Annotated in this window: 16 protein-coding genes; 10 read left to right on the forward strand and 6 right to left on the reverse strand. The window is 73.1% G+C overall.

Features of this window, described 5'->3' with window-relative positions; all coding sequences use genetic code 11:
- Positions 1–170 precede the first annotated feature (170 nt).
- The 4 genes from AB0H28_RS13445 (at position 171) to AB0H28_RS13460 (ending at position 7343) form a co-directional block, all read left to right on the forward strand.
- On the forward strand, positions 171–2954 hold the full coding sequence (locus AB0H28_RS13445) for an immune inhibitor A domain-containing protein (protein ID WP_358038379.1): 2784 nt from the start codon (positions 171–173) through the stop codon (positions 2952–2954).
- A gap of 347 nt (positions 2955–3301) precedes the next feature.
- Positions 3302–5704 (forward strand): immune inhibitor A domain-containing protein, encoded by a 2403-nt coding sequence (locus AB0H28_RS13450; RefSeq protein ID WP_358039024.1) that lies wholly within the window; start codon positions 3302–3304, stop codon positions 5702–5704.
- Between the two features lie 111 nt (positions 5705–5815).
- On the forward strand, positions 5816–6325 hold the full coding sequence (locus AB0H28_RS13455) for a hypothetical protein (protein ID WP_358038382.1): 510 nt from the start codon (positions 5816–5818) through the stop codon (positions 6323–6325).
- Between the two features lie 85 nt (positions 6326–6410).
- The gene (locus AB0H28_RS13460; protein WP_358038385.1) at positions 6411–7343 is read left to right on the forward strand and encodes an alpha/beta hydrolase; all 933 of its coding nucleotides are present in this window, start codon (positions 6411–6413) and stop codon (positions 7341–7343) included.
- 1 nt (position 7344) lies between these two features.
- Here AB0H28_RS13460 and AB0H28_RS13465 read toward each other — a convergent pair whose 3' ends face one another.
- Positions 7345–7710, reverse strand: coding sequence for a hypothetical protein (locus AB0H28_RS13465; RefSeq protein WP_358038388.1), 366 nt, complete (start codon positions 7708–7710; stop codon positions 7345–7347).
- Positions 7707–10538 carry an SseB family protein gene (locus AB0H28_RS13470; RefSeq protein WP_358038390.1) on the reverse strand — a complete coding sequence of 944 codons (2832 nt, stop codon included), beginning with the start codon at positions 10536–10538 and terminating at the stop codon, positions 7707–7709. Before AB0H28_RS13470 ends, AB0H28_RS13465 begins: the two co-directional genes overlap by 4 nt.
- A 152-nt stretch (positions 10539–10690) precedes the next feature.
- Here AB0H28_RS13470 and mycP point away from each other — a divergent pair, with 152 nt between their 5' ends.
- The gene (mycP, locus tag AB0H28_RS13475) at positions 10691–11896 is read left to right on the forward strand and encodes a type VII secretion-associated serine protease mycosin (protein ID WP_358038393.1); all 1206 of its coding nucleotides are present in this window, start codon (positions 10691–10693) and stop codon (positions 11894–11896) included.
- Between the two features lie 43 nt (positions 11897–11939).
- Here mycP and AB0H28_RS13480 read toward each other — a convergent pair whose 3' ends face one another.
- Both AB0H28_RS13480 and AB0H28_RS13485 read right to left on the reverse strand, forming a co-directional pair.
- Entirely contained in the window at positions 11940–12233 is a 294-nt protein-coding gene (locus tag AB0H28_RS13480; RefSeq protein WP_358038396.1) for a WXG100 family type VII secretion target, read from the reverse strand.
- A gap of 22 nt (positions 12234–12255) precedes the next feature.
- Positions 12256–12573 carry a WXG100 family type VII secretion target gene (locus AB0H28_RS13485; protein WP_358039027.1) on the reverse strand — a complete coding sequence of 106 codons (318 nt, stop codon included), beginning with the start codon at positions 12571–12573 and terminating at the stop codon, positions 12256–12258.
- A 242-nt stretch (positions 12574–12815) separates the two neighbouring features.
- Here AB0H28_RS13485 and eccE point away from each other — a divergent pair, with 242 nt between their 5' ends.
- The 4 genes from eccE to rarD all read left to right on the forward strand — a co-directional run bounded on the left by eccE (position 12816) and on the right by rarD (position 16529).
- The gene (eccE, locus tag AB0H28_RS13490) at positions 12816–14612 is read left to right on the forward strand and encodes a type VII secretion protein EccE (RefSeq protein ID WP_358038399.1); all 1797 of its coding nucleotides are present in this window, start codon (positions 12816–12818) and stop codon (positions 14610–14612) included.
- A gap of 46 nt (positions 14613–14658) precedes the next feature.
- Positions 14659–15045: a phage holin family protein gene (locus AB0H28_RS13495; protein WP_358038402.1), complete on the forward strand. Its 387-nt coding sequence runs from the start codon at positions 14659–14661 to the stop codon at positions 15043–15045.
- Between the two features lie 99 nt (positions 15046–15144).
- A complete protein-coding gene (locus AB0H28_RS13500; RefSeq protein ID WP_358038405.1) occupies positions 15145–15603 on the forward strand; it encodes a GNAT family N-acetyltransferase in 459 nt (152 codons plus the stop codon).
- Between the two features lie 26 nt (positions 15604–15629).
- Positions 15630–16529 (forward strand): EamA family transporter RarD, encoded by a 900-nt coding sequence (rarD, locus tag AB0H28_RS13505; protein ID WP_358038408.1) that lies wholly within the window; start codon positions 15630–15632, stop codon positions 16527–16529.
- 92 nt (positions 16530–16621) lie between these two features.
- Here the strand turns inward: rarD and AB0H28_RS13510 are convergent, their stop codons facing one another.
- Positions 16622–17311: a zf-HC2 domain-containing protein gene (locus tag AB0H28_RS13510; protein WP_358038411.1), complete on the reverse strand. Its 690-nt coding sequence runs from the start codon at positions 17309–17311 to the stop codon at positions 16622–16624.
- On the reverse strand, positions 17308–17877 hold the full coding sequence (locus AB0H28_RS13515) for a sigma-70 family RNA polymerase sigma factor (protein ID WP_358038414.1): 570 nt from the start codon (positions 17875–17877) through the stop codon (positions 17308–17310). The genes AB0H28_RS13510 and AB0H28_RS13515 overlap by 4 nt, the downstream gene beginning before the upstream one ends.
- A gap of 170 nt (positions 17878–18047) precedes the next feature.
- Between AB0H28_RS13515 and AB0H28_RS13520 the strand changes: the two genes are divergently transcribed.
- Entirely contained in the window at positions 18048–20171 is a 2124-nt protein-coding gene (locus AB0H28_RS13520) for a PhoX family phosphatase (protein WP_358038417.1), read from the forward strand.
- The last annotated feature ends 52 nt before the right edge of the window (positions 20172–20223 follow it).

Here is a 20223-nt window from a genome sequence, read left to right on the forward strand (position 1 = left end):
CGCGTACCCGGGAGCCATGCCGGTCGATCGGCGGAGGCGGCACTGGCCTGTTAACCCCTGTCGATGGAGCTTCCTGTCGGCTACGTTCAGCCGCACCGGCGGATCTCGACAGGTGTCACTGAGTCGACCGGTCCCTCACCATTCCCGACGATCGGAGTGGCATGCTCCCCATGTCCCAGTCCAGGGCAGGTAGGCGCCTACTCGTCGCCCTGCCCGCCATCGCCCTCGCGGCCACGTCGCTGACCGCGACGGGCAGTGCGGCGGCCCAACCGTCCCGTTCCGCACCGGCCACCATCGCGGCGGACGAGTACTACATCAACTATGCCGAGCCCGAGGTGCAGCCGGACACCGGCGGCAAGGAGACCAAGGGCAGGGACGGGGTCTTCTCGTCGCCGGCGGACGAGGCCCGCGCCTACGACCGCAAGTACGCCGGCGGCAACCCGATCGCGGCCCGGGAGCTGGCGAAGCTGGAGGCCAAGTCGATCCGGACCGGCCAGAGCCCGCGCAAGATCAAGAAGGCGAAGAACACCCAGACCGCCAAGTTGCTGACGCTGCTGGTGGAGTTCAACGAGCAGGCAAACGACGACTTCACGAACGTGATGGTCCCGAAGACGGTCTTCGAGGACCGCACCTGCGTGCCCGGGACGGTGCAGAACGGGCCGCGGCACAACACCATCCCGAACCCGGCCACGCTGCCGCACAAGGACAACAACTCGATGTGGGTGCCGGACTTCTCCCCGGCCCACTACGACAAGATGCTCTACACGAAGAAGGGCATCACCGAGCGGGTCCGCAAGGACCTCAAGGGGCCGGACGGCAAGCCGGGCATCAGCCTGGCCGGGCGGACCATGCACAACATGTACCTGGAGATGTCCAAGAACGCGTACACCGTGGACGGGCAGGCCAGCCCGTGGATCACGGTCCCGCACTCGGAGGGCTGGTACGCGGCGTCGCGCTGCTTCCAGGACGAGAACGGCGACTGGGTCGCCGGGCGTGAGCAGTCGATGAACGGGCACCCGGACAATCCGCAGGGCGCGGGCCGGCTCGCCACCGACGCGATCGACGCGCTGGCCGCCGCCGACCCGGACTTCCCGTGGGCGGACTACGACATCGAGGACCAGAGCGACCGCGACGGCGACGGCAACTTCCACGAGCCGGACGGCGTGATCGACCACCTGGTGCTGGTGCACGCCAACCAGGGCAAGTCCCGCGGCGGCGGCGACATCGGCGTCTACTCGGTGTGGGCGCACTCGTCCACCGTGGCCGGTGGCTACACCATCCCCGGCACCGACCTGAAGGTGTCGAACTACATCGTGCAGCCGGAGGACGCCGGTGTCGGCGTCTTCGCCCACGAGTTCGGCCACGACCTCGGCCTGCCCGACCTCTACGACACCTCGGGCAACGCCGACTCCGACGTGGACTTCTGGGACCTGATGGCGTCCGGCTCGCACTCCGGCGAGATCTTCCAGGCGCTCCCCACCCACATGGGCCTCTGGGACAAGTGGGTGCTCGGCTGGGCCGAGCCGAAGACGTTCGGTCCGGGCGACCGGGCCAAGCTGGTCAAGCTCGGACAGTCCTCACGGACGCCGGTCGGCACCGAGGACGGCATCAAGATCGACCTGCCGGACAAGGTGATCACGCTGGCCGAGCCGCACAGCGGCGGGAACATGTGGTACTCCGGCGCCGACCAGGACTGGGCGGACGTCAAGCTGAGCCGCACCGTCACCGTCCCGGACGCCGCCGACGCGAAGTTCTGGATGTGGAACGACTACGTCATCGAGGAGGACTGGGACTACGGCTTCGTCGAGGTCTCCACCGACGGCGGCGCCACCTGGACCGAGCGCAAGGTCTACGACGCCTCCGGCGCGCTGGTCTCCACCGACGACGGCTACGCCGACCCGAACGGGCGGATGGTCGACTTCGGCAACAAGAAGTACGGCCTGACCGGCAGCACCGACGGGTGGCGGCACGACTACGTCGACCTGTCGCCGTACGCCGGGCAGACCGTGCAGGTGCGGCTGCGGTACGCCACCGACGAGGCGTTCGTGGAGCGCGGCTGGTTCGCCGACGACTTCTCGGTGACCGGCGGCGGCGCCACCACCTGGAGCGACGACGTCGAGGGCGGCACGGACGGCTGGACGCAGACCGGTGGCACGTTCACCGACACCAGCGGCGCGGGCTGGCACGTCGACTCGGGCACCCAGGTCAAGTCGCACTACTACCTGGCCGAGTGGCGCAACTTCGACGGCTTCGACAAGGGCCTGAAGTACGCCTACGACACCGTCTACTCGCACGAGGCGTGGAAGGTGGACCGGATCTCCTACAACGCGCCGGGCATGCTGGTCTGGTATCGGGACACCCAGCTCGGCGACGTCAACCACGTCACCGGGCAGATGACCGCGCTGCCCAGCTACGGCGCCAAGGGCGGGCTGCTGATCGTCGACTCGCACAACGACCCGCTGCGGCGCACGGGCGAGGCGGCCGAGAAGGACCCGTCGGTGCTGGACAACCTGCCCAGCCGCCCGCAGTCGTCGAACGCGGCCTTCGGGTTGAAGCCGACGTACCCGTTCAAGGAGTGCCTGGAGGCGGCGGACGAGCCGTACAGCGAGTACTGCACGAAGTTCCGCGCGCAGGCGCCGGTGCGGGCCTTCACCGACGCGAAGGGCTGGTACCCGGGCATCGAGATCCGCGACGGTGCGCCGTACGCGCGGGACAACGACGCCTCGGTGGTGGTCCCGTCGAAGGGCAACCAGCAGTACACGACCCGGGTGGTGAACCCGGACGGCTCTCCGGCGACCGACTGGTACGGCGAGGAGTTGGGCGGCGGCGCGATCGTGCTGGGCACCGGCAACCCGCGGGACGCGGGCGTCGGGTACGGCACCTCGATCGTGATCGTGAAGGCCGCCCGGGACAACGCGTACGCCTCGGTGTTCGTGGTCCCGCCGCGGAGCTGATCGAGCGCGCGAAACCGGAACCGGAATGACCGGAAAATGGGCTGAAGGGACCGGATGAGGTAAGGGTCGGGAGCCGCAGCGCTCCCGACCCTTCCGCATATCCATCAGTGTCGCTGCATTTCGCGGGCCGGACATCCGCCCTGGTCAGCGCCGTGACGACCGGCCGGGGTGTGACGGGGAAAGACGTCGCCAACAAAAAGTTGCTACAAATCGACGCGGGCATCTTCCCACCGGTCCCAGCAGTGTCTATGTTCACCAGGGGTCCCACTTGTGGGACGTTCCACCGGCCCCGTACCCCCGAGGGGCCGGTTCCCTCACACCGGAGGTACCACGTGCGCAAAGTCGCAGTGGGTCTGCTCGGGCTTTCGCTGACCGCGACGGGGCTGATGGCAGGTACGTCCGCCAGCGCCGCGCCGACGCCGAAGCTGCCGACCACCGCCCCGTCGGTGGCCGAGCCTGCGCAGGCTGACCACGACCTGCCCAACCCGCTCGAGGACAAGCGGCGCGCGCTGCGCCAGGAAGGCCTCAGCGAGGTCCTGTCCGGCAGGGCGAAGGCCAAGAAGATCAACGGCAGCACTGTCGTCAAGGTTGGCGAGCAGGCTGCCGAGGGTGCCGCGGCGGGCAGGTCCGCCAAGAGCACCAAGGCCGGCAAGGGTCCGACCAAGGACCAGTACGTCGAGCTCTCCCGCGAGAAGACCGACAAGATCTTCGTCATCCTCGCGGAGTTCGGCGACGAGCGGCACCCGAACTACCCGGACCAGGACACCGACCCGGACACCCCGGGCCCGACCCGGTTCGACGGGCCGCGCGTCAACCAGATCCCGCAGCCCAACCGGGCGGTGGACAACTCCACGGTCTGGCAGCCGGACTACAGCGCCGACCACTATCGGCAGCTCTACTTCGGCACCAACCCCGGTGACGAGTCGCTGAAGCAGTACTACGAGGCCCAGTCCTCGGGTCGGTACAGCGTCGACGGCGAGGTCACCAACTGGGTGAAGGTGAAGTACAACGAGGCTCGCTACGGCCGCTCCGACGGCTACCCGTGCGCCTCGAACGTCTGCACCAACACCTGGGCGCTGGTCCGCGACGCCGCCAACCAGTGGGTCGAGGACCAGAAGGCACAGGGCCGCTCCGACGCGGAGATCACCGCCGACGTCAAGTCGATGGACGAGTGGGACCGTTACGACTTCGACGGCGACGGCAACTTCAACGAGCCGGACGGCTACATCGACCACTTCCAGATCGTCCACGCCGGCGGCGACCAGGCCGACGGTGACCCGATCCAGGGTGAGGACGCCATCTGGAGCCACCGCTGGTACGCGTTCGCCAGCGACCAGGGCAGCACCGGCCCGGAGAACTTCCCGGCCGGCGGCACCCAGATCGGCAACACCGGCGTCTGGATCGGTGACTACACGATCCAGCCGGAGAACGGTGGCCGGAGCGTCTTCTACCACGAGTACGGCCACGACCTCGGTCTGCCGGACGACTACAACGTCACCAGTGGTGGGGACAACAACAACGAGCACTGGACCCTGATGGCCCAGAGCCGGCTCGGCGCCAAGAACGACGGTGGCATCGGCGAGCGCGGTGGCGACCTGGGCGCCTGGAACAAGCTCCAGCTCGGCTGGCTCGACTACGAGACGGTCGTCGCCGGCCAGAAGCGGACCCTGAACCTCGGGCCGCAGGAGTACAACTCGGCCAAGGCGCAGGCCGCCGTGGTCGTGCTGCCGAAGCGGGAGTACACGTTCCAGAACGGCGCGCCGTTCGAGGGTACTAAGCAGTACTTCTCGGGCAACGCGGACGACCTGAACACCACGATGACGCGGACCATCGACCTCACCGGGAAGACCACCGCCGCGCTGTCGATGAAGGGTCGCTACAACATCGAAGAGGACTACGACTACCTCTTCTTCGAGGCCTCCACCGACGGTGGCCAGACCTGGGGCACGCTCCCGGGTACGGCCAACGGCAAGGCGCTCAAGGAGATCTCGCCCGGGCGCTTCGCCCTGGACGGCTCCAGCAACGACGAGTGGGTCGACGTCAACATCCCGATGGACGCGGTCGCCGGCCAGGTCGTGCAGTTCCGGCTCCGCTACCAGACGGACGGTGGCGTCTCCTCCGGTGGTTTCTACGGTGACGCCATCACCGTGACCGCCGACGGGCAGACGCTGCTCAGCGACGGCGCCGAGGCGGGTGCGGGCGACTGGGCCCTCACCGGCTGGAGCATCGTCGAGGAGACCTACACCCGTGCGTTCGACAACTACTACATCGCCGGCAACCGGTCGTACGTCTCGTACGACAAGTACCTCAAGACCGGCCCGTACTACTTCGGCTACGCGAACACCCGCCCGGACTACGTGGACCACTACGCGTACCAGGAGGGTCTGCTGATCTCCTACTGGAACCTCCGGTGGGCGGACAACGACACGTTCGCGCACCCGGGCGAGGGTCGTAACATGATCATCGACGCTCACCCGCGGCCGCTGTACAACCTGACCGGTAACCCCTGGCGGGCCCGCGTCCAGGTCTACGACGCGCCGTTCAGCCTGAAGAAGGCGGACTCGTTCACGCTGCACATCAACAGCCAGCCGCAGTACGTCCGCGGTCAGGCCGCGCAGCCGCTGTTCAACGACACCAAGCAGTACTGGTACCCGGAGCTGCCGAACCACGGCGTCAAGGTTCCGGCCACCGGCACCAAGATCAAGGTCTTGGAGCAGAACGGCACCTCGATGAAGATCCGCATCTCCTGATCCGCTGATCGAGGCAACACCACCGGCGAGGCCCGGGCAGGTCACCTGCCCGGGCCTCGCCCGTTGTGCGCCGGATGGGAACCGTGACGGCCCGCGGCGCGTCCCAGTCAGGTGACCACCACCCTCGACCGCCGCCTGGCCGCGGTCCTCTCGTTGCCCCTGGCCCTGGCCCTGGCCCTGGCCGGCTGCGCCGACCGGCAGGAAGGAGCAGACGTGCCCGCGTCCGAGCGTCCCGCCGAGCCCACCGGGTCCGCCGCGTCCACCCCCGAACCGTCGCCGACGCCACCCACCCCGGCGGCGCCGACCCCGGCCGCCTCCTCCGGCCGGCCCCCGCTCTCCACCACGGACCTGCCGACGCTCCGGCCGCCGACCGGGCCGCCACGGCACCCGACCGACCAGTTGAAGCCCAACGTCCTCGCCGGGCGGATCAGCCACGGCGGTGACGGCCCCTGCTACACGCTGGTCACCGACGACGGCCGGGAGCACGCGCTGTACGGCCGGGACAAGGGCACCTGGCCCGCCGGCACCTGGGTCCGGGTCACCGTCGGCCCGGCGCCGGCTGGCGTCGAATGCGGCTCGGCCCGACCGGTCGGCCTGCTGCGCATCGAACGGGTGGCCTGACCGGCGCTCCGGCCGTCCCGGAGAAACCCCTGATCCTGCGCACCTGCGGGGCCGGCGAGCGACCGCCGGCCCTAGGCTGTGCCTCATGACCGACCAGCGCGGCGGGCCCGCCGACGAGTCCTGCGTCCTGCCCGAGGGGCCGTGGACGCACCGGTTCGTCGGTGCCAACGGCAGCCGGTTCCACGTCGTCGAGGCGGGCACCGGCCCGATGGTGCTCTTCCTGCACGGCTTCCCGGAATACTGGTACGCCTGGCACGAGATGCTGCCCGCGGTCGCCGACGCCGGTTTCCGCGCGGTCGCCGTCGACCTGCGCGGTTACGGCGCGAGCGACAAGCCACCCCGGGGGTACGACGGCTACACCCTCGCCGCCGACGTGGCCGGCCTGATCCGGGCGCTCGGTGAGCGTTCGGCGACGGTGGTCGGCACCGGCGCGGGCGGCCTTATCGGCTGGACCGCCGCCTCGTTCCACAGCACGCTGGTCCGGCGGCTCGTCGTGCTCGGCGCACCGCATCCGCTCCGGCTGCGTGCCGCCATCGTCGCCGACCCGCGCGGCCAGTTCGCGTCGGCCACCGCGACGCTCAAGTTCCAGCTTCCCCGCTACGAGCACGTGCTGACCCGCGACGGCGCCGCCGAGGTCGAGGAGATGCTGCGCCGCTGGGGCGGGCCGCGCTGGGTGACCGGGCCCGACTTCGCCGACTACGCCAGGTGTTGCCGGGTGGCGATGCAGATCCCGCAGGCCGCGTTCTGCGCGCTGGAGGGCTACCGGTGGGCGTTCCGATCGGCGCTGCGGCTGCACGGCTACCGGTTCGTGAAGCTGATGCAGAAGCCGCTGGTCACCCCGACGCTGCAACTGCACGGCGCGCTCGACGAGGCGTCACTGCCGCGCACCGCCCAGGGCTCCGGCCGCTACGTCAGCGCGCCCTACGAGTGGCGGCTGCTCGACGACGTCGGCCACTTCCCGCACGTGGAAGCCCGGGAACTGGTGCTCGGCGAGATCCTGCGGTGGGCGAAGTCCTGACTCAGACCCGCTGCTCGCCCAGCCCGGCCACCTCGGTGGCGGGCGCCCAGCCCTGATAGACGCCGAAGTCGAACGCCTCCAACCCCATCGCCTCCGCCACCGGCCAGCGCCCACCGGTGTATTCCACCCGCAACCAGCCCTCGTGCTCGGCCAGCACGATGAACGGCTGGCCCTGCCAGGTGCAGGTGGTCCGCACGTACGCCAGGTCGTCGACCTCGGCCGCCGGCACCACCCGGACGTGCCGCCCGGGGCGCACCTCGGTGAAACCCTCGCCCGGCTCCGGTTGGTAGAGGCGGACGTCGTCGCCGTCCGGGCTGGCCTGGTATTCCCGGCCGTGCCAGCGGGCCACGTAGCCGTCGCGGGTCACGTCTCGGCCTCTTTCCGCCAGAGCAGCGCGTCGCTGTCCAGCACCGCGACCAGCCGGGCGTCGCCGTCGGCACCGACCCGCCACAGCTCGGCGCCGTGCGGCAGCCGGGCGCTGTCCACCTTGAACTCGGCGACCACGTCGCTGCTCTCGCCCGGCGCGAAGCCGTTGCCGCGGAACGGGGGCCGCTCGATCACCCAGCCCTCCATCGCGCGCATCGCGGCCTCGTTCTGCCCGCCGTACGGGATCCGGTAGAGGCTCGGCCGGTGGGCCGGCCAGCGCAGCAGGTAGAGCTCCTCGTCGTCGCGGGAAAACGGGGAACCGGGGTGGCCGAGGCCGAGGGCGTCGTACAGCTCCGCCGGGGTACGCAGGTGGGCCAGCTCACCGGCCCGGTGCACGAAGCCGGATACCCGGTCGTAGCCCCGCTCCAGATAGTAGGAGAGCTGGCTCGCCGCGATCGCCTTCTGCATCGTCACCGGCCGGTTCGGTTGCGCCGCCGGCGCGTCCGTCCGGGGCCGGGCCGACGGTGCCGGCGCGGTGGCCGCCGGCTCCGGCTCGGTCTCCGGGTCGTCGCCGAGCCCCACCTCGGCGGCCCAGTTGGCGAGCGCGAGAACCTGCTCCCCCGGGTAGGCCGCCCCGACCGGGCTGCCCGGGTTGACCAGGAACGACCAGTTTTCGTCCGGCCAGCGCCGGACGAGCTGGACGAACTTGACCCGGATCGTGTCGACGGGGCCCTCGGCGTGCTCGGCGAGCCGCTCCGGTGAGGTGTAGACCGCCACGAATCGCACCCCGTCCACCGTCTCGGTGCGCCAGGAGAAACCCGGGTCCCCGGGGCGGCTGCCCGCCGCCGAGTCGAACGCGACCGGCAGCAGCACCCGGGCCAGCAGCAGCGTGGTGAGGAAGCCGTCCGTGTTCCCGCTGCCCGCCGCGGCCAGCAGTTCCTCCTCCACCTCGTTCGCCGGCTCGAAGTCCGGCTCACCCGCCGGGGCCGCCGAGCCGGCGGGCGCCGACGCCCGCTCCGGCCCGGCCGGGGCTTCCGCCGGTGCCAGGTCGAACAACGCCGTCGTCGACTCGTCCGAGGGTGCCGGCGCGAACAACGCCGTCGTCTGCTCGGCCGGCGTCACCGGCTCGAACAGCGACACGGTCGGTTCGGCCCGGGCCGGGGACTCGGTGGTCGACTCGTCCGCGGACGTCGGCCCGAACAAGGCCACGGTCGGCTCGGCCGGGGCCACCGGCTCCACGGCCGGCTCCATGGCGGAACGCGGCTCGAACAGCGACGAGGCCGGGGTAGCCGCCGGGGACGGCTCGTCCGGCGTCGGCGAGGTGACCGGCTCGAACAGCGACACCGCCGGCGGCCCGTCGAACGCGGCCGGTCGGTTGAGTCGCACCGTGACGTCGTCCGACCCGTCCGCCGGCGTGGCCGTCCCCTCGGCCGGCGCGGCCAGGTCGGCAAGCGGCTCGGTGGAGCCCGCCGACGGTGCCCGCTCGTCGACGGCCGGGCCGGCGGCGTACTCGTCGGTGCCCGGCGGCGACCAGGCCGGCGCGGGATCGGTCAGGACGCGGGCCTCGATGACGGTGCCCTCGATGACGATCGGGGTGAAGTCGCGACGCGACGGCGCGGGCGGGGCGGACACCGGCTCGGCGATCGACGGCACCTCCTCCGCCTCCACCGGCTGGTCGAGGGCGCGCCGGCCCAGGTCGTCGCGCTCCGTGGCAGTCGGGGCCCACCCGTCCGGTGCGGGCACGGCCGGGCCGGCGTGCCGGCGGGGCAGCGTCCGGCTGGCGTCCTCGGGCGGGCGGGCCGGCTGGAACGGCGTGGCCTCCCCGGTCGGCTGGGCAGGTGGTGCCGGCTGCTCCGGCCCCACCCCGAACGCCCGGGTCGGGTCCTCGCGCACCGGCTCGTTGAGGGGCCGGCGCCGTGGGAACGGCTGACCGCCGGCGAACCGGGACGGCGGGGTGGCCCGCTCGGCGGAGCGTCGCGGCGCGTCCAGCGGTGAGGACCGCCGGGGCGCCCGCCCGGAGGTGGGTTCGAAGAAGGACCGGGCCGGCGGTGGCGGCGGGACCACAGGTGTCTCGGCGGCCGGCGCGGCTCGACCGGCGGCGAACGGATCCGCCTCGTCGGGGCGGGGCCGCAGATCGGTGAGCCAGCCGTCGAGCGCGTCGGGGGCGGGTCCGTCGTCGGGCGCGACACGTCCCCGCTCGCCGGCCGCCGGCGCCGGGCGGCGGGGCGCTGTGGTCGGGACGCGACGGCCCAGCACGGGGACGATCCGCTTCGGCACGGTCGCCGGCTGGTCGGGCTCCGCCACCGGGCCACCCCGGCGCGGCGGAACCGGGGGCGGAGGCGGGGCGGCAGCGGGAACCGGGACGGTCGGATCGGCGTGGGCGGATCCGGTGACGCCATTGCGGACGGCGCTCTGCACCCGTTCCAGGCGGGCCCGGGCGCCCATGGTCCGGCCGGGCAGCCGGACGTCGCCCAGGGCGAGCTGCGTGACGTACCAGGCGGGGAGGTAGCCCTCGACCGGCAGGCCCGGGTTGACCGCCAACCACCAGTCCTGGTTGGGCCAGCCGGCGGCCAGGTCCACAAACGGCAGGCGGCGCGTGGCACCGGCGTTCTCGCCCAGGCTGGCGCGCAGCGCGGCGACGGAGGTGAACGCCAGCACGTGCGTCCGTCCCCCGGAGGTCCAGGTGCCCCAGCCCGCGGCCGAGCCGGCGGCGACCGGCAGCACCAGATCGACGCGGGTCAGAACGCGGAAGTATTGTTGCTGGTCCTGCGCGTGCAGCGCGTCCCGCATCGCCACCTCGGCCTCGGTGGCCGGCTCCCATCCGGTCACGGCCACCTCTCCTTCCGTGAACAGGCCACAGGCATCGCCTACAACCTACAAGGTGGCAACAAGATCACAATGCCTGGCCATCGACGGTCGGCCGTGCCGTCGGCGAGGCGTTAACATCCCGTTCCGGAGTTGCCACATTACGGAGGTCGTCGATGGCTCGGCCACTCGCGCGCCCGGCGCTGGCCGCTCTGGCCACCCTCCTCGTCACCGGCCTGCCGGCCGCCCCGGCGACGGCCCGCGCGCCGTCCGGCTGCGCCGCGCCGCCCGCGCCGGCCCGTCCGGTGGCCGAGCAGCCGTGGCCCCAGCAACGGTACGCGCCGGACCGGCTCGCACCGCTCGCGACCGGCGCCGGTGTGGTGGTGGCCGTCGTCGACTCGGGGGTGGACCGGTCCCATCCACAACTCGCCGGCCGGGTGCTCCCGGGCGCGGACTTCCTCGACCCGGGCGGGGACGGCACCCGGGACTGTGCCGGGCACGGCACGGGCGTGGCGAGCCTCATCGCCGCGGCGCCGCGACCGGGCGTCGCGTTCCGCGGGCTCGCGCCGGGAGCGCGCATCCTGCCGGTACGGGTGAGCGAGCAGCAGGTGGTGGACGGGCGGGAGTCGGGGCGCACGGTCGACGCGGCCGGATTCGCCCGGGCCGTCCGCTGGGCCGTGGACCACGACGCGGACGTGCTCAACCTTTCGGTCGTGCTCTACACGGACGATCCGGCGGTGCGCGCCGCGGTGGCCTACGCGGTGCGGCGGGACGTGGTGGTGGTGGCCGCCGCCGGCAACCTGCACGACAACGGTGATCCCCGGCCCTACCCGGCGGCGTACGACGGGGTGCTCGGGGTGGGCGCGATCGGGCCGGACGGGGTGCGTGCCGCCTTCTCCCAGACCGGCGCGTACGTCGACCTCGTCGCGCCGGGCGGCGAGGTGCTGATGGCGGCGCCCCGGCAGGGCCATCACCGGGCGGAGGGGACCAGCTATGCCACGCCCTTCGTGGCCGCCACCGCGGCGTTGCTGCGGGAGTATCGCCCGGAGCTGGACGCGGCCGAGGTCGCCGCGCGGATCGTGGCCGGGACCGACCCGGCGCCGGGTCGGGGCGAGGGCTACGGCGCGGGGGTGCTGAACCCGTACCGTGCGGTGACCGAGTCGCCCGGCGGCGTGGACGCCCGACCCCGGGTCGAGGCGGCGCTCCCGGCGAACCGGCCGGACCCGGCCGCGCGGGCCCGCGAGTCCCGCCGGGCGGCGGACCGACGCCGGGCGCTGCTGTTGTCCGGGGCGACCGGCGGCGTGGCGGTGCTCGTGGCGCTGTTGGCCGTGGTGCTGCCCCGGGGGGCGCGTCGCCGCTGGCTTCCGGCCGGCCCGACCTGACCGGCGGAGGCGGCCCGGGTGGGGCACCCGGGCCGCGCCCGGCTCAGTGGAACAGGTTGGCGTTGCGCTTCTCGGTGTCGAGGTAGTCGGCCGCGGAGTCCTCCACGGCGAGCTTGATGTCACGCAGCATCGCCTGCATGTCCTGCGAGGCGGCCCGCCACCGGGACTGCCGCTGCTCGTACGCCTCGCGCGCCTCACCGGTCCAGTTGGCCACCAGCGGCGCGGCGTCGCGTTCGAGCTGCCCGAGCTGGCTTTCGAGAGTGGTCAGCGCCCGTTGGATGTCCGCGCCGGCCTGATGCAGGGCGGCGAAGTTGACGACCAGCACACCGTGTTCCATGGGTTCGATCCCTTCCGATGCTCTAGAGCGGCAGCTGGATGCCGCGGTTGGTGCCCGCCACCCGGCCGGCGGCCTCGGTGTCGGAGACGTCGTAGTGCCGGCCGGCGCTGCGGATCGCGCTGGCGGTCTCGCGCAGCGCCCGTTGCAGGGCCGCCTGGTCTTGCGCCCACTGCTGCTTGACCTGCGTGAACGAGCGCCCACCGGCGCCCCGCCAGGCTTGTTGCAGCACCTCCAGCTCGGCCATCAGGCCGCTCAGCATGGTTTGCAGCGACTGGTCGACCTGCTCGAACTTCGCGGCGGTCTGCTGCATCACCGCGGCTTCTGCCTGGGTCTGGGACATCCGGGACGCCACCTCGTCTCCTCGGTCGTGGCTGGTCACCGACGTGACCACCGTGGACTCGTCGACGCGGCGCTCGCGGCCGCCGGAGGGGGAGGGAGACGGCGGGCGCACGCGCGACGATTTTCGTCGCTGACGGTAGCCGTCCGAGTGCGGTTCTGCTACCCCCCGCGTCTCCCCTGTGGACAGCGGTGCCACTACGATGAGCCACGGCGGTGTCACCGGCAGGCCGGCGAGGAGGTGCGGTGAGCGCGACCACTACCGACCGGTCCACCGCCGGGCGCTCTCCACTTCCACAGTGGAGGGCGCGGCCGACCGTCGGGGTGCGCGCCGGCCAGGTGGTGACGACACAGGTCGCGGGCGCCGTGCTGGTGGCCGCCGCGGGGCGTGGCGTGGCGCCCACCGCCGTCGCGCTGCTGACCGCGACGCTGCTGCTGCCGGCCGCATGGGTCCGGTTCCGGGGCCGGTGGTTGCACGAGTGGCTCACCGTCGCCGCGGCGTACCTGACCCGCCGTCGCGCCCTGCTCCCGGCGGCCGATCCGGCGGCGTTGCTGGAGCTGGTCGGGCCGGGTGCCGTGGTGCACGCCGCGGAGTTGGCCGGCGGTCCGGCCGCCGTGCTGCACGACCCGGCCGGGCTGACCGCGTTGCTGGAGCTGGGCGATCCGGACGACCTGCTCGGTGACCGGCCGCACGCGCTGCCGGCTCCGCTCGAGCTGCTTGCGCCGGCGGGCCCGGAGAGCCCCCCGGTCCGGCTCCAACTGATCTTCTCGGCGTCCCCCGCGCCCGCGCCGGCCGTCGCCGCCGGTCCGGCCGGCACGTCCTACCGCCAGCTCACCGACGGCCGGGTGGCCGGGCGTGCCCGGGTGGTGCTCGCGGTCCGGGTGGTGCGGGCCGAGGGCTGGCCGGACGAGGATCTGCTGCGGGCGCTCTCCGGCACGGTCCGGCGGATCGTCCGCCGGCTCGGTCCGCTCACCGGCCGACCGTTGGGCGTCCCGGCGGCGCTGCGGGTGATCGGCGAACTGGCCCACCACGACGCCGGCGCGCCGGTCCGGGAGACCTGGCCGCGGCTCAGCGTGGGCGGGTTGCCGCAGGCCACCTGGCGGCTGCGCCGGTGGCCGGACGGGCGGGGCGAGGCCGCCCGCTCCGTGGTGCCCCGGCTGCTGGCGGTGCCGGCCACCACCACCACTGTCGCCCTCTGCGTCGGCCCCCGCCCCGACTCGGGGCCGGTTCCGGCCGAGCTGACCGTCCGGGTGGCCGCCGGGGGCGCGGCGGAACTGGCGGCGGCCGAGCGGGCGCTGGGCCGGGTGGCCGCCGCCGTGGGCGCGGAGCTGCGCCGCCTCGACGGCGAGCAGCTGACCGGGCTCGCCGCCACCCTGCCGCTGGCGGTGACCGGTGCGGGCGCGCCGCCGGCCGGCACGCCGCCGGCCGCGCCGGACCTGCCGGTCGGTGGGGCCGGCCTGATGGTGGGCGCGAACCGGCGCGGCGGCCCGCTCACGCTCCGGCTGTTCCGGCCGGCGACGACCCGGGTGCTGCTGGTCGGCGGCGTGCCGGCCGCGCAACTGATCGTCCTGCGGGCGCTCGCGCTCGGCGCGCGGGTGGCGGTGCAGACCGCCCGGCCGCGGGCCTGGGAGGCGTTCGCGCGCGGGGTCGGGGCACCGCTGCCGTTGCTTGCGCCGGGGCGGCCGGCCGGCGGTCCGCCCGGGTCGCCGGTGCAGCCGCTGCTGCTGGTGGTCGACGCCGGTCCGGTGCCGCCGGAGGTCGGTCCGGCGGCGGCCTGGCAGTCCGTGCTGGTGGTTCGCGACGAGCTGACACCGGCCGACGCGCCCGCGCTGGCCCGGGCCGATCTGGCCGTCCTGCAACCGCTCGATCCGGCCGAGGCCGCGCTGGCCGGCACGGCGCTCGGTCTCGGCCCCTCGGCCGACTGGCTCACCCGGATCCGCGACGACATGGTGGCGGTGGTCAACCGCCGGGCACTGCGGTGGGCGCTGCTCTCGCCAACCCCGGTGGAGTCGCATCTGGTCGGTCGCCCGGCCCGACACTGAGCCGGCAGGGTTCCGTCGGTGGAGGCGGCGTGGCACGATCCCGGCCATGGGTTTTCTGAAGGGTCTTCTGATCCGGGTGGCCACGACGGCGGTGGCCTTCTGGCTCGCCACGTTGCTCATCCCGGGCATCTCGCTCGACTCCGAGTCGGCCACCGAGACGGTGACCACGCTGGTACTCGTCGCGGTGATCTTCGGCGTGGTGAACGCCGTGCTCCAGCCGGTCATCAAGACCGTGGGCTGCGGCTTCTACCTGCTCACGCTCGGCCTCATCGCGCTCGTGGTCAACGGCCTGCTCTTCCTGCTCACCAGTTGGATCGCCGGTGAGGCCGGGTTGCCCTTCCACGTGGACGGCTTCTGGCCGGCGGCGGTGCTGGGCGCGCTCTTCGTCGGCATCGTGACCTGGATCCTCGGCGCCGTCCTGGACCGCGACTGACCGGTCCCGGCCGGTCGCCGCCCGTCCGGCGACCGGCCGGGTCCAGCAAGCGGGAAACCAGCAGGTGTACGCCCCGGGCACCGCACTACCCTCGACCGGGTGTTCACCCTGACCCGCACCGACGGCTACCGGCTCAGCACCGACCCGGACCGCCTCGATCTCGACCGGGTGCACACCTGGCTCACCACCGACGCCTACTGGGCGCTCGGGCGGGACCGGGCGACGGTCGGCCGCGCCTTCGCCGGCTCGATCGGCTTCGGCGTCTACCGGCCGGGCGACGGCCGGCAGGTTGCGGTGGCCCGGGTGGTGACCGACCGGGCCACGTTCGCCTGGCTGTGCGACGTCTACGTGGACCGGGCCGAGCGGGGTCGCGGGCTGGGCTCGTGGCTGGCCGGCGGCGTCCGCGACCACCTGGCCGAGCTGGGCGTACGCCGGATCCTGCTGGCCACGCGCGACGCGCACGGGGTGTACGCGAAGCTCGGCTTCCAGCCGGTGGCGGCGGATCGGTACATGGAGCTGGACCAGCGCGTGACGCCGGTCACCGGAAAGGACCAATAGCCGGCTTCGCCACTTACGGTGGAGCAGTGAACCAGCTCCGCCTCGGCTACCTCTACGGCATCGGCGCGTACCTGCTCTGGGGTTTCTTCCCGATCTACCTGAAGCTGCTCCGGCCCGCCGGGCCGGTGGAGATCCTCGCGCACCGGATCGTCTGGTCGGTGGCGTTCGTGGCGCTGCTGCTGGCCGCGATGCGGCACGTCGGTTTCCTGCGGACCCTGGCCCGACGGCCCCGGGCGCTGGCCGGCATCGCGTTCGCCGCCGTGCTGATCGCGGTCAACTGGGGCACCTACATCTACGGCGTGAACTCCGACCGGGTGGTGGAGACCGCGCTCGGCTACTTCATCAACCCGCTGGTGTCGGTGCTGTTCGGCGTCGTCGCGCTGCGGGAGCGGCTGCGCCCGGCGCAGTGGGCGGCGCTCGGCGTCGGGGGGCTCGCGGTGGCCGTGCTCACCGTCGACTACGGGCGGTTGCCCTGGCTGGCGCTGACGCTCGCGTTCAGCTTCGCCGGCTACGGCCTGGTCAAGAAGCGGCTCGGCCTGCCGGCCGCCGAGGGGCTCTTCGTCGAGTCGGCGGTGCTGGCGCTGCCCGCCCTGGCCTACCTGGGCTGGCTGTCGGCGCGTGGCGGTCTGGCGTTCGGGCACGTCTCCGCCGGGCACACCGCGCTGCTGGTGCTGGCCGGCGCGGCCACCGCGATCCCGCTGCTGTTCTTCGCCGGCGCGGCGAACCGGCTCCCGCTGTCCGCCCTCGGCATGCTGCAGTACCTCGCCCCGATCCTCCAACTCGGCTGCGGGGTGCTGCTGTTCCACGAGCCGATGCCACCGGCCCGGCTGGCCGGTTTCGCCCTGGTCTGGCTGGCCCTAGCGGTCTTCACCGTCGACGCCCTCCCCCGCCCCCGCCCGCGCCTCCCCACCCCCCTCCCGCGCTGATTCACGGAAAGAGTGGGTGTGCGGCGCGAAATGGCCACTCTTTCCGTGAATCAGCGCGCGCCGAGGGGGTGAGGGGTGGGGGGTGGGTGGGGTTAGCGGAGGTCGTAGGTGAGGAGGGGGGTGTCGGGGGCGCGCAGGAGTTCCAGGCGGACCAGTTCGCCGCGGGTGAAGCGGGTGACGCCGGCGAAGCGCAGGTCGTCGCCGGGGGCGGCCAGCCAGGAGCCGATCTGCTCGGTCGCGCCGTCCGGGCCGTGCGCCACCAGCCGGAACGTGTACGCCTCGCGGTGCCCGGCCCGCCGGTCGTAGCCGCAGTGCATGGTGACCTCGGTGCCCCACGGTGTCTCGGTCAGCCCCACCTCGGCGTGCACCGGGGCGGTGCCGGCGACCGGCCGCATGGAGGTGAGCGCCACCGGGCGGGTGGCCGGCTCGGCCGGCGGCCGGACCACGGCCACCCCGACGCCGGCCAGCACCGCGAGCGCGGCGGCGGCCAGCGCGGTCACCGCGTACCGCCGTCGGGAGCGCGACCGGTCCCGGCGCCGCCGCTCCCGTGCCGCGTCGAGCAGCGCGGGCACCCGGGAGGACTCCGGCCCCACCTCCAGGAACTGTTCCAGCCCGGCCGGGTCGAGCCGGCCCAGCAGGCCGGGCAGCACGGCGATCTCGGCCACCGCCTCCCGGCACTGCGCGCAGCCGGCCAGGTGGCGCTCGTAGGCGACCCGCTCGGCCGGGGCAAGGGCACCCAGCACGTAGGCCCCGTCGTCGTGCGCGAACTCGCAGCGGGTCATCCGGTCACCCCCATCTCGGCCAGCACCAACCGCAGCGAGCGCAGCGCGTAGTGGGTGCGCGACTTCACCGTGCCCGGCGGCACGCCCAACCGGGCCGCCGCCTCCGCCACCGACCGCCCCTGATAGAAGCACTCGACCAGCACCTCCCGGTGGGTCGGGCTCAGCCGGTTGAGCGCCTCGGCCACCGTCCACGCCTCCACCGCGCGCTCCGTCTCGTCGACCGTCTCGGCGGTTTCGGGCAGTTCGTCGGTGTAGACCTCGCCGACCCGGGCCGAGCGGCGACGCCACGCGTCGATGGCCAGGTTCCGGGCGGTGGTGAAGAGCCAGGCGCGGACCGAGCCACGGCGCGGATCCAGTGACTCCGGATGCCGCCAGGCCCGCAGCAGCGTCTCCTGGACCAGGTCCTCGGCCCGCGGCCGATCGCCGTTGACCAGCCTCAGGGCATGCGCGAACAGCGCGTCGGCGTGCTCGTCGTGCAGCGCGCGCAGCAGTTGGGCGTCGTGGTCACTGATGGCGGTACCTCGCTTCCGGCGGCGGGGAGACCGGCGATGCGTCCGCCCTTCCATACGTGCGGTGACGCCGGACGGTTCAGCCGCAGGTCAAGCCGAAGCTGTTCACGCCCGGTTCACATTCGGGCCGACCGCCGCTCACCGCATCCTGGCAGCGTCCGGCAGGTACGCGCCCGGGCCGACCGTCCGGGCGCGCCTTTCGACGTCCGATCAGGAGGCTCCACCTCATGAGCGACCGTCCTCGCCTGCTTCCGCTGCTGACTGGCACCCGCCACGGCAGCCGCGACGCGATGACCTGTCTTTACCGGTGCGGTAACGCGTGCGACCACCCGGTGCCCAACTCCTCCGACAACCCGTACTTCGGCGACCTGGTCGACGCCGAGGTCTCCCGGCGCGGCGTGGTCCGGGCGGGCGCGGTCGGCGCGCTCGTGCTCGGTTTCGGCGGTGCCGCCGCCGGCGCGCTCGCCGGCGGCGCACCCGCCGCCGCGGCGCCGGCGACCCCGACCGCCCCGGGCGCGGACGAGGCCGCCGCCGCGTTCGGCCGCCCGGGCAGCGGGGCGCTGACCTTCAAGCCGATCCCGCCGAACAAGCTGGACACGCTCGTCGTGCCGAACGGGTACGACCACGCCGTCGTCATCAAGTGGGGCGACGAGGTCGTCCCCGGCGCGCCCGCGTTCCACATCGGCCACCAGAGCGCCGCCGCCCAGGCCAAGCAGTTCGGCTACAACAACGACTTCGTCGGCGTGCTGCCGATCGACCGCAGGCGCGCGCTGCTCGTGGTCAACCACGAGTACACCAACGAGGACCTGATGTTCCCCGGCTTCACCGGCCAGGACGCGCTGACCGTGGAGCAGGTGCGGGTGGCGATGGCCGCGCACGGCATGTCCGTGGTGGAACTGGAGCGGGTGGAGAACTCCGGGCAGTGGCGGCCGGTACGGCGCGGCCGGCGGGAGTACAACCGCCGGGTCACCGCGTTGGCCACGAAGTTCGAGCTGACCGGCCCGGCCGCCGGCTCGGCCTGGCTGCGCACCGCAGCGGACCCGAAGGGCCGGACGGTGATCGGCACGCTGAACAACTGCGCGGGCGGCGTCACCCCGTGGGGCACGGTGCTCTCCGGCGAGGAGAACTTCAACCAGTACTTCGTCGGGGGCGACGGCGCGCCGCAGGAGCTGAAGCCGAAGCTGGCCCGCTACGGCATCCCCACCGACGTGCGCTACCCGAGCGGCAGCCGCAAGTGGGACCGGGCCGACGAGCGCTTCGACCTGGCCAAGCACCCCAACGAGGCGCACCGGTTCGGCTGGGTCGTCGAGATCGACCCGTTCGACCCGGAGTCCCGGCCGCGCAAGCACACCGCGCTGGGCCGGGTGAAGCACGAGGGCGCGAACGTCATCGTGGCCCGCGGCGGGCACGTGGTCGCGTACATGGGCGACGACGAGCGGTTCGACTACCTCTACAAGTTCGTCTCGGACAAGAAGTTCATGCCGGGCAACTCCTGGGTGGCCCGCAAGCACAACCTGACGCTGCTGGAGTCCGGCACGCTGTACGTCGCGAAGATCGAGGGCGACAGCCCGGCCGGCGAGATCGACGGCAGCGGCACGCTCCCCAGCGACGGCGCGTTCGACGGCCGGGGCCGCTGGATCAAGCTGGTCAGTGGCAGGAAGTCGTTCGTCGACGGGATGACCGCGGAGGACGTGCTCATCTTCACCCGGCTGGCCGGCGACAAGGTCGGCGCGACCAAGATGGACCGTCCGGAGGACGTCGAGCCGAGCCTGCTCACCGGCAAGGTCTACGTGGCCCTGACCAACAACTCCGACCGGGGCAAGGAGGGCAAGGCGCCCGCCGACGAGGCCAACCCGCGCAACCTCAACAAGCACGGGCAGATCCTGGAGCTGGTCGAGGACCGGGGCGACAACACGGCGGAGACCTTCGCCTGGTCGCTGCCGATCGTCTGCGGTGACCCGGCCGACGCCGCCACCTATTTCGCCGGCTACGACAAGACCAAGGTGTCCCCGATCTCCTGCCCGGACAACGTCGCGTTCGACGCCACCGGGAACCTCTGGATCTCGACCGACGGCAACGCGCTGGGCAGCAACGACGGGCTCTTCGCCACCGCCGTCGAGGGTCCGGAGCGCGGCCACCTGAAGCAGTTCCTCACCGTGCCGCTCGGTGCGGAGACCTGCGGGCCGTTCATCACCAAGGACAACCGGTCGGTGTTCGTGGCCGTGCAGCACCCGGGTGAGATCTCCGGCGCGTCGGTGGAGAACCCCGCCTCCACCTGGCCGGACGGCGACTTCGCGAAGCCCGGCGTGGTCGTCACCTGGCGCCTGGACGGCGGCGCGGTCGGTAGCTGAGCCATCCCCGGGGCGGTCCGGCGCTGGACCGCCCGCTGGAGGGCCATCACCC

The organism is Micromonospora sp. NPDC050980, assembly GCF_040653835.1.
In the GTDB taxonomy this organism is placed as follows: Bacteria; Actinomycetota; Actinomycetes; order Mycobacteriales; family Micromonosporaceae; genus Micromonospora.